The following is a 15039-nucleotide window of genomic DNA, read 5'->3' as shown; positions in this document are numbered from 1 at the left end:
TTTTATTATAATGTCAGATATTATTTACACATTTAAAAACAATGCATATTTTAACATCACCAACCGCTGCACTTGCAAATGTATTTTCTGCATCCGTAACGAGCATGAAGCCATCGGAGAGGCAACAGAACTTTGGCACGACCACAATCCTTCTTTCGAAGAGATCAAGGCAGCTATTGATGCTTTTGATTTTACAAATTATCCGGAAGCCGTCTTCTGCGGCTACGGGGAACCGACCTGTGCCTACGATAATCTGATTGTTGCTGCAAAATACATGAAAGAAAAACATCCGGAAGTTCTCCTTCGCGTCAATACCAACGGACTTGGCGAACTCTTCAATAAAAAGCCGATCGCAGAAGAAATGGCAAAATATATCGATGCCGTATCGATCAGCCTGAATGCGCCAACTGCAGAGCGTTACCAGGAAGTTACACAGCCTTGTTTTGAAAATGCGTTCCCAGATATGCTTGCATTTGCCGAGAAAGCGAAGAAACTGTTCTCATCTGTGCAGTTCAGTGTGGTAAGCATCATTTCACAGGAAGAAATCGATGCGTCCCAGAAACTCGCAGACGAGATGGGGATTCCGTTGAAAGTTCGAATTTATTCGTAAGTTCATTCTCTTTTCTACATAATTCAAAGGGGACGGCTGCCAATTGTATGCGCTGTATACGGCAGTCGAGCCAAAAGAAATGGTGCTAATTCCATTGTGCAAACCATTCCGATGAGCCTCTTGAAGCAAAAATTGTGTCAGCAAAGGCTTCCACAATTTTTGAGTCGCATCTCCATTGCACAAAAAGTGAATTAGCACCATTTCTTTTGGCTCGACTGCCTGGTTTCAGTGTATTCCTATGGCAGCCTGGTTTTAGGCTGATTGCAGCAAATTGAATGAACGAGGACATATTCGTTCCTGTTGTTTTATTCTACCTTTCAACTCTGGTTCAATGTTGGATATTTTACAGAAGTAATGTATAATTCTCAGTAACTGCCCGACAATTGAATATTTTCAACTCAGCAACACGGTTCTCATCTCTTCTCAAAGTTTTCTTCTGCTCCGTTCTGAATTGCTGTTATCTCACCAATATCGCCATATTTTATTCGATAAAGTTCAAAGAGCGCCAGCCACAAAAGGAATCGTTCGGATTCTATTTTGCGCTATGGAGATGAGACTCAGGAAGCATGGAAGCCTTTGCTGAACATGCTTCCCGCCCTAAGAGGCTCATCGGAATGGTTAGCGCAACTTGAATCCGAACGATTCCTTTTGTGGCTGGCGCTCACTCAACCTCTATCATTTGCCAAACAAAAATGACCATATACTTTCGTATACAGCCATTCTGTGTTCTCTCAAAGAGAAAGCTTTCACTTTTTATCCAAAGATTCCTCCGATCACAACGTAAGACAGGATATACATGATCACCGATGCCATGCATACGCCGACTACGATTGCTCCGAAAGCTTTTTTCCAGTCGATGCCAAGGAGGGATGCGACAAGAGCTCCGGTCCAGGCTCCGGTTCCCGGAAGCGGAATTCCTACGAAGAGTACCAGCCCCCAGAATTCATATCTGCTGATCCGATCACTTTTGCTCATCGCTTTTTTCTCCAGCTTTTCTACAAGCGGACGGAAAAGGCGCGTCTTGCGCAGCCATGCAAAAATCGGACGGATCAGAAGCAGGATAAACGGAATTGGGATCAGGTTTCCCACCAGACAGATCGGGATTGCACGCCAGGTCGGAATATTTAAAAACGCCGGACCTGCCGCAAGGATTCCTCCCCGGAGCTCCAGAATCGGAATCATTGAAATAATAAAGATAATCAGTTCTTTGGCAGCCTTGCCACCCAGATGGGTTACAAACCACTGTACTAAAGTTTCAGTCATACAAATCTCCTATTTTTTACTTATTAAATCAGTGTTCGACGTGTCAATAAGCATAAATTGCTTATTTGTGTAAGCACAAACGCAATTTATGTTTTTAACACTTACATCATATATTCACGGAGGAAGGCAAAGAGTGCTTCCATCTCTTCTCTCGTACCGATCGTCACACGCAGATATTGCTCAATCCGCTCGCTTCCCCAGAAACGCACATAGATTCCTTTTGCTTTCATTGCTTCAAAGAGTTCTTTTGCATCGTATTCCGGATGTGATACAAAGATGAAGTTTGCGCTTGGTTTTGGAAATACAAAGCCGAGCTTTTTGAATTCTTCTTCTGCCCAGTCTCTTGTCTCCACAATTTTACGTGTTGTCTCAGCAAAATATTCTTTATCTTTTACCGCTTCTGCTCCGTATACCAGAGAAGTTTTGTTCATAGTATAAGAATTGAACGAATATTTTGCATCGTTTAAATACTTGATCAGGAGCGGACTTGCGATTGCATATCCAATACGCATTCCAGCCATCGATCTTGCCTTTGAAAATGTCTGCGTAATGATCAGGTTGTCATATTTGTCCAGAAGCGAAAGTGCTGACTCTCCTGCGAAATCAATATATGCCTCATCCACAATCACAATAACATCCTGGTTGTGTCTGATGATATCTTCCACAAATTCCAGATCTTCATAGATGGATGTCGGTGCATTTGGATTCGGGAAGATCACACCACCATTTTCCAGATAATAATCTTCTTTTATGATATGGAAGTTTTCATCTACCTTCTTGCATTCGTATGGAATCCGGTAAAGATCCGCCCATACTTTGTAGAAGGAATATGTAATATCCGGAAAGAAAACCGGTTTTTCCGAGTTAAAGAAGGTAAGGAAACACATAGAGAGAACATCGTCAGATCCCACTCCCACAAAAACCTGATCTTTTCCAACATGATAAAAGTCCGCCAGTGCACTGACCAGTGTATCAGATGTCGGATCCGGATACAGCCTTAAACTGTCCACATGACCCTCCAGCTTTTTCATTGCCGCAAGAACTCCCGGTGCAGGTGGGTACGGATTCTCATTGGTATTCAGTTTGATCACTTTTTTCTGTGGCTGTTCACCCGGAACATAAGGTTCTACTTTTCGGATATTTTTCTCAAATTCTCTCATCTTGCTTTCTCACCTTTCTGTCACATCTTTTGCTTTTGTCTTATCCTAGCTGATATTCTTTTGCAAGCTCTTTGAATTTCGGCAGTGCATTTACGATTGTCTCATAAGCTACACAATATGCAATTCTGACATATCCTGCACATCCAAAAGAACTTCCCGGTACTAGAAGCAGATTATATTTTTTTGCTTCCTGGCAAAATGTCTTTTCATCCTTGATCGGAGTCTTCATGAACAGGTAAAATGCACCCTGCGGTTTGACACATTCAAATCCACATTCTATGAGTCCCTGGTAAAGAGTCTCCCTGTTTCTGTTATAGTATGAAATATCGGTTTTCTCATGCAGACATCTTGCAACTACCTTCTGCTGCAGGGTTGGCGCATTGACAAATCCAAGAATACGGTTTGCAACATTTGCTGCTGCAATGAGTGTCTCTGAATCTTTTACATCATCCGGAATCACCAGATATCCGATTCGCTCTCCCGGCAGGGAAAGAGATTTACTATAAGAATATCCTACGATCGTATTGGCATAATACCTGGTCAGATACGGTACATCCACACCATCATAAGCAAGTTCACGGTATGGCTCATCAGAGATAAGATAAATCTCTGTTCCGTATTCGTTCTGCTTCTTCTCCATGATCTCTGCCATCTTCCTGATCGTCTCTTCGGAATAGACAACACCGGTCGGATTATTCGGTGTATTAACGATCACTGCTTTTGTCTTCGGTGTGATCTTTGCCTCAAATTCATCCAGCTTTGGCTGAAAATCTACGGTATTCGGTGAGATTTCAACCAGAACACCGTCAAAATTATTGACATAACTTCTGTACTCTCCAAAGTACGGTGCAAATGTGATCACTTCATCTCCCGGATTTAACAGTGCTTTTAAAATAACATTCAGTCCGCCTGCTGCGCCAACTGTCATCGTAATATTTTTTGCTGCAAATGCAGTACCAAATCGCTCATTCAGAGATTCAGCTACAGCCTGGCGAACATCTTCATATCCCGCATTGCTGTTAGTATATCCATGAAGCACCAGTTCATCTTCTTCATCCAAAATATCAAGAATCGCCTGCTTTACGGCTTTCGGTGCCGGTACATTTGGATTACCTAGACTGAAATCAAATACATTTTCCGGTCCGTAAATTTTTGCAAGACGATTTCCCTCTTCAAACATGGCGCGGATCGCCGAGCTGTTTGCCACCATATTTTCCATCTTCTTAGATATCATCTTTTGCACACTCCTTTTCGCTGTCTTCTTTTAATGTCACAACACCTTTTTCTACCATAAATACCGGTTTGTAGGAAAGCTTGGCCTTTCTTAATCCTTCTTCTCCAACATCATCTTCCCGGTTGGTATATTTGTATTTTCCGGCAATTTCATGCTCTACGAACTGCTGGTTGATCATGGTATACGCACCTTCAATATCCGCATAAGCTTTTTCGATATGAACCACAAAGGTATCGTCATTTACCGCTTCTCCAATCGTAAATGCAACAATCTCATCACCAACTCTGAGCAGACCTCCGATCAGGTTCAGTTCTTTGTAAAGGCGCAGTGAATTGAGTGTTACACACATCTCGGAATTCTTCTCTTCATCATCTTCACAGCCATTCAGATTCCGCCATTTCAGTGCCATCTGAAAACACTCTTCCAGATTATCCTCTGTAATCGTTTCGTAACTCCAGTTATCTCCGTGAAGTGCTTTAAATTTATTGACGTGATTCCGCTTGCCGTGCAGCTTTTTGCCGGAAAGTGTTGCAAGTTTCTCACTTTCATAGACATAATCCGCCTCATCTCTGTGATAGGTGATGTCGAATTTGCCTGGAAACCATGTTTCAAGCTTGGCGAAATTCTCTTTTGTTACCCCATACAGACAGAATGGGACGCCTTTTTCTTTCTCCCACTTCATGATATCTTCAATCGCTGCTTTTACATCTTCATCTTCACCTGCCGGAAATGCATAGCCGTAACCTGCACTGTTGTCCCGGAACAGGAGAACGTTATTATATTGTGCAAATTCTACTTCGTAAAACCTTGCCCACAGATATACATTTGCAAAAGTACGGTCGCAGCTTCTGCTTGGGTACTTTTTGAAATAAAAATCAATAAGATCCCGGTCTGTCAGTTCTGGTCTTTTAAATTTTGCTTCTGCCATAAAAAATCCTTCCATATTCCGCTTTTTTGCGGTACTGTCTGTTAGTATACCACATTTTGAGTGGATTTTTGCGGTTTTCTTGTATTTTTTTGTGTTACTTGTAAAGTTAGTGAGCCAAGACTGCAAAATAGAACGTTCCAATTCCACTCGGCAAACCATTCCGATAAGCCTCTGAAAGCGAAAATTGTGTCAGCAATGGCTTCCACAATTTTTGAGTCTTATCTTCATTGCCTCGAATGGAATTGGAACGTTCTATTTTGCAGTCTTGGCAGATCTACTTTACTGGTTATGACTGTTGCCCCAGTACGAGGTTTTTGCCAAACAGGAAACCGCAAAAACGGCTTTATTTGTTCGTTTGTTCCGGTATGATTTTCTTCGACAGACATAAAAAACGCAAAACGGCTTTGTTGATCCAGTTACTCCACTACTGTTTTCTGAAATAAAAACTATTTCAGTCTATAGATGAATACAGGAAGTGGAGGATCATTTTTACGGTTAAAATAGGAATTTACGATTACGAGCCATTTTTTGGAATCTAATGTTTTGAGATAATTCAAAATGGCTTCTTTTTCTTCGTAGCCGGTGTCGCCGCCGCTGTAGATGCAGAGGTTTATGATGCCGCCTTTTTTGAGCAGGTTAAGAGCTGACTCGATGGCGGTGAGGCTGGTGGCTGCGCGGGTTGCGATTTTGTGGTCGCCGCCGGGGAGGTAGCCGAAATTGAAGATGATGACCTTAGCTTCTTCTTTTACATAGGTCTGCATTTTTTCGTGACCGTCCTGGATCAGCTTGGCTCTTGTCGACAGGTTCGCTTTTTCGAGGCGTTCTCTGGTGTGAGCAATCGCCATCTCTTGCACATCAAAAGCATAGACATTTCCGGTCTCTCCGACTTTCTGGCACAAAAACTCCGTGTCACCGCCGTTTCCGGCGGTGGCATCAATGCAGATATCCCCTTCTTCTATATACTCTTCTAAAATGTGATGGCAATATTCTGTGATCTGAAAATTCATGTCCTAAACCTCCTGCTTATGTTCGGAAAGTGCGCATTGCCTCGATGATCTGTGCGATCAGAGCTTCCTTCTTTTGTTATCATTTTCTGTCACTTATCTGTCTTTTATTTACCGGGCAATCCATTTGGAATTTTCTGGCGAATAAAAATTAAGCATTTCCCGTACTTCTTTTTCGTTATCGAATGGGTTCCTGATAATCTTATACTCTTTATCTTCCCATGGGATGGTGATCTTACCATTTTTTACCGTCATCTGCTCGATGGCTGTCCGTGGCAGCTGTACGAGTTCATTGCCATCCTTGTCATAGAATGCCATACCATTGTCCCAGTAAATGATCACACGCATCATTTTCATTCCATAGCTGCGCGTAACCAGGCACACCATTGCGATCACAAGGAACCAGATACTGTAAGTCAGCCCGCCGGCAATCCCGCTTCCTATTGCGCACAGAATGCAGAAAACTGCAAATGGAAGCATCAGATATTTAACGGTCATGCCGCTGTAATACCCGGATACCAGACAATGAAAACTGCCCTTCCATTCATTTCCAAATTTCGCAGCTTCCTGCTGTGTCTTATTCTGGATCACCTGATTCACCGCCTGCATGATGGCATTCCGAACCAGACGCTGTACAATATGTCCCATCTTTTGTACCTCCTCATGTTCTCTCATTTATGTCAATTTTAGCATATCCTGTTACTTTTTCAACCACGCAGCGTTATATATGATATAAGTTCTTCTTATATCACTATTCATAGAATGTATTTCCCATTTTCTCCCATTTCTCCTAAATTAGAAGTATCGACTTATGGAGGTACTGACCAATGAAACTTACTACAAAAAGAAAAGAACAGATTTCTTCTGTTCTCATCATCTGCCTGGGAAATATACTCAACGCTTTTTCAGCCAGAGTCTTTCTTCTTCCGGCTGACCTTGTTGCCGGTGGCACGACCGGAATCGGGCTGATCCTGCAGCGCATAACCGGGATCCCTCTTTCCTCTCTGGTGCTCGCTTTCAACATTATCATGCTGGTGCTTGCCTATATTTTCCTCGGGAAAAAATATACATTATCTGCAATTTTAAGCTCTTTTATGTATCCGATCGCACTGGAATTCTTCAATCAGATCCTTGGAGATTATGTTCTGACAGACAATCTGATCCTATGCACACTCTTTGCTGGCATCGGAATCGGAATCTCCCTTGGAATGATCATCCGTACCGGTGCTTCTACCGGTGGCGTAGACGTTCCGCCACTGATCTTAAATAAATATTTCCGTTTTCCTGTTTCAGCCGGATTGTACATCATTGACTTCTTTGTCATCCTGGGGCAGGCACTTTATCAGCCAGTTGACAAGGTACTATATGCGATTTTGTATGTGATCATTTACACCCTTGTCATGAACAAGCTGATCGTCAGCGGAACTTCAAGGATTGCTGTTCAGATCATCAGCAAACATTCAGATGAAATCCGTAATTTTGTACTTACCCAGATTGACCGCGGTGCAACCATCATTCCAGTTCAAGGTGGCTATCTGAACCAGCAGCTGAATATGGTACTCACCGTCATCTCCAACCGTGAACTCGTCCAACTTGAAAAAAATGTTCATCAGATCGATCCGGAAAGCTTTATCATCGTTTCCCAGGTACAGGAAGTCCAGGGACGCGGATTTAATCTGGACAAACACTGGAAACCAGAGTAGTCAGATACCTCTGAAATTCCCGGATTTCCGGCTCTTTTTTCTTTGATTTCAAGCAGGCAAAATAAAGACTGTCCTGCCTGGCTGGAACCAGTGGCACCGCCGTAACCCCATAGTATTCTGCAAAGGACTTTGGTCCGATCGCGATTCCGCTTCCGCTTTTCACCATCTTCATCACCGTATCGATGCTGTCTGAGCGGATGACTCTCTTCCATGTGATATTCTGTTCACCATATGTCTTTCTGAGGAGACGGTCTTCCACCGAATGCTCTAGTCCTGTGAGCATAGTATATTCCCTGCAATCCATGATTGAAGCATTTTTCTTCTGCGTGAGCGGATGATCCGGTGCCATCAGTATACACTGCTTCTCACGGATCAGTTCTTTTGCAAAACAGACACATTTCTCCATGCCGATTTCATTTTCCGGCATCCGGTCCAGTGCCATATCAAGGGAACCGTCCTTGATCGCCGCATATGCATCCAGCCCAGCCTCCGTATAAAATGTCACCTCGAGCTCCGGATGCCTTTCAAAATATCTGGCAATCTTCGGAAACAGTCTGTTGGAATAGACTCTGGCACCAAGTCCGATTTTTAATTTTTTATGTTCTGTTCCCGAAATCACTTCTTCTTTAAAACGATTCCAGTCTTTTAGCATTTCTTGCGCTTTTTGGTAAAAAACATTCCCTTTTTCGGTAAGTTCCAGTCCTTTGCTTGTCCTGTGAAATACGCGGTATCCCAGTTCCTTTTCCAGATTCCGGATCTGCTGGGACAGAGCGGGCTGCGAGACGAAAAGGTACTCTGCTGCACGGGAAATGCTTTTGCAATTTGCGATTTCTACAATGTAAGTTAATTGTTGTATGTTCATTCAACGCCTCTGTTTTGTTTTTCGGTATATAAAAATCCCCCATACGGGACATTTCTGTTTTCTTGACCTGTATGAGGGTATCCTATTACTATTTTTTAGCAGGAGTGCGTCCTGCAAGCCATCCTCTGACGGTTTCAATATTTGCTTTTATTATCCGATCAATATGGGCGATCGGGCATGTTCTTGAAATCCATCTGCACTTCGTTGTCAATAACTGTGAGTTCTTCATCATCCATAATAATTCGAAGAACATACTCACAGGCTTTCCTGTCTTTATACACTTTTGCCTGTTTCTATTATACTGCCTCATTCATCGATGCCAGCTTTGCTGCCTGGTCTGCTGCGATCAGGCTGTCAATGACTTCATCCAGATCTCCGTTCATAATGCTGTCCAGCTTATGAAGCGTAAGCTTGATTCTGTGATCGGTCACACGTCCCTGTGGGAAGTTGTAAGTACGGATCTTCTCAGAACGGTCTCCTGTACCGATCTGGCTTCTTCTTGCCTCAGCCTCTGCAGAATGCTGCTTCTCCAGTTCCAGTTCATATAATTTGGAACGCAGAAGACGAAATGCCTTTTCCTTGTTCTGCAGCTGTGATTTTTCAGTCTGGCTGTAGATCACGATTCCTGTCGGATAATGAGTCAGTCGTACAGCAGAGTCTGTGGTATTGACACACTGGCCACCGTTACCAGATGCACGCATAACATCGATACGGATATCTTTTTCATCGATCACAACGTCAACTTCTTCTGCTTCCGGCATCACTGCTACGGTAATGGTTGAAGTATGGATACGTCCGCCGCTTTCTGTCTCTGGCACACGCTGTACACGATGTACACCACTTTCATACTTCATACGGGAATATGCTCCCTGTCCTGTGATCATAAATACAACTTCCTTGAATCCGCCGATTCCGTTTTCATTGAGGGAGATCATCTCTGTCTTCCAGCGTCTGCTGTCTGCATAATGTACATACATACGGTAGATCTCAGCCGCAAAAAGGGCAGCTTCATCTCCACCTGCACCTGCACGGATCTCCACGATAACGTTCTTGTCATCGTTCGGGTCTTTTGGAAGAAGAAGAATCTTGAGCTCCTGTTCCAGCTCTTCGACTCTCTTCTTAGACTCACTGAGTTCTTCTTTTGCCAGCTCTTTCATCTCTTCATCGGATTCTTCCTCCAGAAGAGAAAGACTGTCTTCAATGTTCTGTTTACAATTTTTATATTCTTTATATGCCTCAACAATCGGGGTCAGATCATTCTGTTCTTTCATCAGCTTGCGGAAACGTGACTGGTCATTCACCACGTCCGGTTCCTGAAGCTCACCCATAATCTCCTCATAACGAATGAGCAGATCTTCTAATTTATCAAACATTTCTTTTCCTCCTGTTATTTGCTACGCCTATTGTACACGCCACATACCACACGGTCAAGACCTGCCAGATCCTTTTGCGTTGAAACCTGTTCAAATCCAGTCTCTTTCAGCAATTTTTCCACATCTGCACTCTGGTCATATCCAATCTCCATCACAAGCCAGCCGCCGTCTGTCAGATATTCCGGAACCTTTTCTGCCAGGATCCGGTAAAAATAAAGACCGTCCTCTTTTCCGTCCAATGCCTCATACGGGTCATGAAGACGTACCTCTGCTTCCAGCTCTTCGATCACTTTTGTCGGGATATAAGGTGGATTCGATGTGATCATGTCAAATGTTCCTGTAATATTTTCAAACATATCAGTCTGGATCCACTTACCGCTCACTCCCAGCTTTTTGGCATTTTTTTCAGCCACTTTCAGAGCTTCTTCTGAAATATCTGCACCTTCTATGACAATCTGCGGATTTCTCAGTTTCAGGCTGATTGGGATACAGCCTGAACCGGTACACATATCCAGCACTTTTACCGGATTTTCTTTTTTCATAAGAAGCAGTCTTTTTTCTGCTTCCTCTACAAGAATCTCAGTATCCTGTCTTGGCACAAGTACATGTTCATTGACTGCAAATTCATATCCCATAAATTCCTGAACCCCGGTCAGATGCTGCACCGGAATCCGGGTTTTTCTGCAGCTTACCAGCTCAAAGAACCGGTCTTCTTCATTTTTCGGCATTCTTTCAAAACCATCCACATAATATCTGGTCCTTATCATGCCGGTCACATGCTCCAGCAGGATCCAGGAATCACTTTCCGGCTCCGGAATCCCCGCCGCTTTCAATTCACCTGTGGCTTTCTGATATGCTTCCTGATAGGTCACAGCTTTTACTCCTCTTCCTTATATCCGAAATTCTCTCTCAAATACGCTTTCCAGTCAAACACCGCTTCTACAGCCGCAATCCCGACCTCGATCATCTCATCGTCCGGTTCCTTTGTCGTAAGCCCCTGCAGCCAAAGTCCCGGCTTACTTAAGATACACACGACCGGATTCTCACTGCTTCCTGCCCATTTGATCAACTCATAAGAAATACCAGCAATCACCGGAAGAAGTGCAATTCTCACAATCACTCTCATCAGCGGAGATTCTACCCTTACAAAAAATAAGAGAACGATTCCCACGATCATGACAAACAGCATGAAGCTGGTTCCACATCTTTTGTGTTCTTTAGAGCTCTTTCTAACATTTTCAACAGTCAGTGGAAGTCCATGTTCAATACAGTTGATACACTTATGCTCCGCGCCATGATAGCGATACAAACGCTTAATATCGTTCATTACCGAAATTCCGCCCACATAGGCAACAAAAATCGCAATGCGGATGATTCCCTCAATGATAATCCGAACTGTATAGGAAGAAATCCATTTCTTCAGCAGATCTGACAAAAAATACGGAAGTACCATAAAAATACCGATTGCAAGTGCAAAAGATACAACCATCGTCAGCGTCATCAAAAGCTTTTCCGTACGCTCCTGCTTCTTTTCTTCGACTTCGGTCATCTCTTTTTCTTCCTCTTCCTCATAGAAGCTTGCTGACCAGGTCAAAGTCTTCATCCCCAGCACCAGAGAATCAACAAAATTAAAGATTCCTCTGACAAAAGGTAGCTTCGTAAGTGCCGTATATTTTCCAACTACACTTTTATATGTATCTGTTGTAACTTCTATCTCTCCGTCAGGCTTTCTCACCGCAACCGCATAACGGTCTTTATTCTTCATCATCACGCCTTCGATGACAGCCTGACCACCAATATTCGAAGATTTCATATTCTGTTATGTCCTTTTTAATTCATCGTATACACAAAATAGGCTGAGATTTCACAATCCCAGCCTGTTGAATTCTCTTATTACTGAATTCCGTATTTCTTGTTAAACTTGTCAACACGACCTCTGGCCTGAGTTGCTTTCTGCTGTCCTGTGTAGAACGGATGACATTTAGAGCAGATTTCTACGTGGATTTCTTTGCTTGTAGAACCTGTTACGAATGTATTCCCACAGTTGCAAGTTACAGTTGCCTGATAGTAATCTGGATGGATTCCTTCTTTCATGATTTTCACCTCTTCTTGTTTTATTCGTTTTACGCGCTTTCACGCGGCTAATATCTTTAAACAGCTATGTTAGCATAACATAGTTTTTTTCTAAATGCAAGTAATTTTCTAAATAAACTTTGTTTTTTTGACCATTTGGACAAATTCTACGTTATTTTTCGTGCGGTCAAACATATTCAGAATGCTGTCTACCGCTTCATCTGACTTCATTCCGTTTAATGCACGGCGCATAATATCCACTGCTTCCTGCTCCTCTTTCGTAAGAAGCAGATCCTCTCTTCTTGTTCCGGATTTCGGGATATCGATTGCAGGAAAGATTCTCTTTTCAGAAAGCTTCCGGTCAAGCACCAGTTCCATATTACCGGTTCCCTTAAATTCTTCGTAGATGACATCATCCATCTTACTTCCGGTATCTACAAGTGCGGTTGCGAGGATAGTAAGGCTTCCGCCCTCACGCATATTTCTCGCTGCGCCAAAGAAACGTTTCGGCATATGAAGTGCTGCCGGATCAAGACCACCGGACAGGGTTCGTCCGCTCGGTGGAACAACCAGGTTGTATGCTCTTGCCAGACGGGTAATGCTGTCCAAAAGGATCACAACGTCCTTTTTGTGCTCAACCAGACGTTTTGCACGCTCGATCACCATCTCTGACACACGTTTATGATGCTCCGGAAGCTCATCAAAGGTCGAATAAATAACTTCCACATTATCCCCTTCAATGGCTTCTTTGATGTCGGTTACTTCTTCCGGACGTTCATCGATCAGAAGGATCAGAAGATGGATCTCCGGATTATTCTTCCTCATAGAAAGCGCCACCTGCTTCAACAGGGTTGTCTTACCTGCTTTCGGCGGTGATACGATCATGCCTCGCTGTCCCTTACCAATTGGAGAGATCAGATCCATAACACGCATTGCAGTGCTGCTCTTTCCCGCTTCCAGTCTGAGACGTTCATTTGGGAAAATCGGTGTCATATTTTCAAAGTTCATTCTGCGTCCTGCTTCTGCCGGAGACATTCCATTGATCTTGGTCAGATACAGAAGCGCACTAAATTTTTCAGACTGTGTCTTTACTCTTGTATTTCCTGTCAGGATATCCCCTGTCTTCAGGCTGAATCTGCGGATCTGCGATGGTGATACATATACATCTTCCTCGCCCGGCAGATAGTTCTGGGAACGGATAAATCCGTATCCATCCATGACTTCCAGAATTCCATTCACCGTACGTCCACTGTCGAGCTGTTCAATATCTGCGGTTCCGGCTTTTTCGGATTTTACTTCCTCCTTCGCCTCTTTTATTGAAACTTTGTCATCTTCTTCCAGCATAAGATCGATCAGATCTGCTTTTTTCATCGTTGAAATTCCGCGAAGTCCGCGCGTTTTTGCCACCTCTTTTAATGTAGAAAGAGGCAGGGACTCATATTTTTCTCTCGTCATATGTTCTATATTCCTCCTTTATTCCAATTACTTTTCTTATCCAAAAAAATATTAAACTTTTAACATTGGGAAATCTTGTCTGAACTGACTAATCTGCTTTTGATAAACCCAAGTATACAACATTTTGCACAAAATGGAAAGAAGTTTTTTGATTTGCTTTCATATCAGAAGAATGTTATCATAAAAGAGCAGCAAAACTGTAATCAAAGGAGGACGTATGAAAATGTCAGCAATTGAGCAAGCACTTGAAATGCATGAAAAATGGAATGGAAAAATTGAAACTACTGCAAAGTCACACGTAAACTCTCGTGAAGACCTCGCAATCGCATATACACCAGGCGTTGCCGAGCCATGCAAGGTCATTGCAAAGGACCCGGATGCAGCCTACAAATACACGATGAAAGCCAACACAATCGCTGTAGTATCCGACGGTAGTGCCGTTCTCGGACTTGGTAACATCGGAGCCAAAGCCGCCATGCCTGTTATGGAAGGAAAAGCAGTTCTCTTTAAAGAATTCGGCGGAGTCAACGCAGTTCCGATCTGCCTGGACACTCAGGATACAGAAGAGATTATTAAGACAGTTGTCAATATTGCACCTGCTTTTGGCGGAATCAACCTGGAAGATATCTCTGCCCCACGCTGTTTTGAGATTGAGAGCCGTTTAAAAGAACTTCTTGATATCCCTGTATTCCACGATGACCAGCACGGAACCGCCATCGTCGTTCTGGCAGGCATCATCAACGCCCTGAAAGTAACCGGCAAGAAAAAAGAAGACTGTAAAATTGTTGTAAATGGTGCCGGAAGTGCCGGAGTTGCAATCACAAAGCTTCTTCTCACCTACGGTTTCCCGAAGATCACCATGTGTGATATCAATGGAATCATCTCAGCTGATTCACCGAATCTGAACTGGATGCAGAAAGAGATGACCAAAGTGACCAATCTCGACCATGAGACCGGTACACTTGCTGATGCACTCAAGGGTGCTGATATTTTCGTCGGTGTATCTGCCCCGAACATTGTTTCCCAGGAAATGGTTGCTTCTATGAATAAGGATGCAATCCTTTTCGCAATGGCAAACCCGGTACCGGAGATCATGCCGGATCTTGCAAAAGCTGCAGGCGCAAAAGTTGTCGGAACCGGACGTTCTGACTTCCCAAACCAGGTCAACAACGTTGTCGCTTTCCCTGGTATCTTTAAAGGTGCATTAGAGGGACGTGCACCACAGATCACCGAAGAGATGAAGCTTGCCACAGCAAAAGCAATCGCTGGACTTGTTCCGGATGAAGAGCTGAACGAGGACAATATTCTTCCGGAAGCTTTTGACCCTCGCGTATCACAGGTCGTAAGCGAAGCTGTCAAAGCTCTGATTTAATC

The 15039-nt window shown here is 43.4% G+C and carries 16 protein-coding genes; 3 read left to right on the top strand and 13 right to left on the bottom strand.

All coding sequences use genetic code 11. From position 1 onward, the window contains the following. The first annotated feature begins 10 nt into the window (after positions 1-10). Entirely contained in the window at positions 11-610 is a 600-nt protein-coding gene (locus NQ556_RS05620) for a TIGR04100 family radical SAM protein (protein ID WP_044998599.1), read from the top strand. Positions 611-1363: 753 nt separating this feature from the next. On the opposite strand, the gene NQ556_RS05615 is transcribed toward NQ556_RS05620, so the two are convergent. From NQ556_RS05615 to NQ556_RS05590, 6 genes are all read right to left on the bottom strand, one after another. Next, complete coding sequence (locus NQ556_RS05615) at positions 1364-1873, bottom strand: COG2426 family protein (protein ID WP_022220948.1); 510 nt, start codon at positions 1871-1873, stop codon at positions 1364-1366. Between the two features lie 101 nt (positions 1874-1974). Next, on the bottom strand, positions 1975-3033 hold the full coding sequence (hisC, locus tag NQ556_RS05610) for a histidinol-phosphate transaminase (protein WP_204575881.1): 1059 nt from the start codon (positions 3031-3033) through the stop codon (positions 1975-1977). Between the two features lie 40 nt (positions 3034-3073). Next, positions 3074-4267 carry a pyridoxal phosphate-dependent aminotransferase gene (locus NQ556_RS05605; protein WP_008369542.1) on the bottom strand — a complete coding sequence of 398 codons (1194 nt, stop codon included), beginning with the start codon at positions 4265-4267 and terminating at the stop codon, positions 3074-3076. Beyond that, positions 4257-5195 carry a DUF2156 domain-containing protein gene (locus tag NQ556_RS05600; protein ID WP_044998728.1) on the bottom strand — a complete coding sequence of 313 codons (939 nt, stop codon included), beginning with the start codon at positions 5193-5195 and terminating at the stop codon, positions 4257-4259. Before NQ556_RS05600 ends, NQ556_RS05605 begins: the two co-directional genes overlap by 11 nt. Before the next feature lie 446 nt (positions 5196-5641). Continuing rightward, a complete protein-coding gene (gene mnmM / locus NQ556_RS05595; RefSeq protein ID WP_008369545.1) occupies positions 5642-6202 on the bottom strand; it encodes a tRNA 5-(aminomethyl)-2-thiouridylate-methyltransferase MnmM in 561 nt (186 codons plus the stop codon). Positions 6203-6310: 108 nt separating this feature from the next. After that, positions 6311-6847 (bottom strand): hypothetical protein, encoded by a 537-nt coding sequence (locus tag NQ556_RS05590; RefSeq protein WP_044998601.1) that lies wholly within the window; start codon positions 6845-6847, stop codon positions 6311-6313. A 179-nt stretch (positions 6848-7026) separates the two neighbouring features. Here NQ556_RS05590 and NQ556_RS05585 point away from each other — a divergent pair, with 179 nt between their 5' ends. Continuing rightward, positions 7027-7902, top strand: a complete 876-nt coding sequence (locus tag NQ556_RS05585; protein WP_008369547.1) for a YitT family protein — start codon at positions 7027-7029, stop codon at positions 7900-7902. On the opposite strand, the gene NQ556_RS05580 is transcribed toward NQ556_RS05585, so the two are convergent. From NQ556_RS05580 to rho, 7 genes are all read right to left on the bottom strand, one after another. After that, entirely contained in the window at positions 7871-8764 is an 894-nt protein-coding gene (locus NQ556_RS05580; protein ID WP_008369548.1) for a LysR family transcriptional regulator, read from the bottom strand. The two genes, NQ556_RS05585 and NQ556_RS05580, sit on opposite strands and share 32 nt — an antisense overlap. 88 nt (positions 8765-8852) lie before the next feature. Beyond that, a complete protein-coding gene (locus NQ556_RS05575) occupies positions 8853-9017 on the bottom strand; it encodes a hypothetical protein (protein WP_156337641.1) in 165 nt (54 codons plus the stop codon). Positions 9018-9060: 43 nt separating this feature from the next. Then, positions 9061-10137 (bottom strand): peptide chain release factor 1, encoded by a 1077-nt coding sequence (prfA, locus tag NQ556_RS05570; RefSeq protein WP_008369550.1) that lies wholly within the window; start codon positions 10135-10137, stop codon positions 9061-9063. A 14-nt stretch (positions 10138-10151) separates the two neighbouring features. Beyond that, the gene (gene prmC, locus NQ556_RS05565) at positions 10152-11009 is read right to left on the bottom strand and encodes a peptide chain release factor N(5)-glutamine methyltransferase (RefSeq protein ID WP_204575879.1); all 858 of its coding nucleotides are present in this window, start codon (positions 11007-11009) and stop codon (positions 10152-10154) included. A gap of 5 nt (positions 11010-11014) precedes the next feature. Next, positions 11015-11950: a DUF1385 domain-containing protein gene (locus NQ556_RS05560; RefSeq protein WP_008369553.1), complete on the bottom strand. Its 936-nt coding sequence runs from the start codon at positions 11948-11950 to the stop codon at positions 11015-11017. Positions 11951-12030: 80 nt separating this feature from the next. Next, positions 12031-12231 carry a 50S ribosomal protein L31 gene (rpmE, locus tag NQ556_RS05555; RefSeq protein ID WP_008369554.1) on the bottom strand — a complete coding sequence of 67 codons (201 nt, stop codon included), beginning with the start codon at positions 12229-12231 and terminating at the stop codon, positions 12031-12033. A gap of 108 nt (positions 12232-12339) precedes the next feature. Continuing rightward, a complete protein-coding gene (rho, locus tag NQ556_RS05550; RefSeq protein ID WP_008369555.1) occupies positions 12340-13665 on the bottom strand; it encodes a transcription termination factor Rho in 1326 nt (441 codons plus the stop codon). A 223-nt stretch (positions 13666-13888) separates the two neighbouring features. Between rho and NQ556_RS05545 the strand changes: the two genes are divergently transcribed. Further along, positions 13889-15037: an NAD(P)-dependent malic enzyme gene (locus NQ556_RS05545; RefSeq protein ID WP_022220405.1), complete on the top strand. Its 1149-nt coding sequence runs from the start codon at positions 13889-13891 to the stop codon at positions 15035-15037. Positions 15038-15039: the final 2 nt, after the last annotated feature.

The sequence above is a fragment of the Coprococcus comes ATCC 27758 genome (assembly GCF_025149785.1).
GTDB classification, from domain to species: domain Bacteria; phylum Bacillota; class Clostridia; order Lachnospirales; family Lachnospiraceae; genus Allocoprococcus; species Allocoprococcus comes.
The sequence above is the reverse complement of the archived record's forward strand: the minus strand, read 5'-3'. Positions and strand labels throughout refer to the sequence as shown.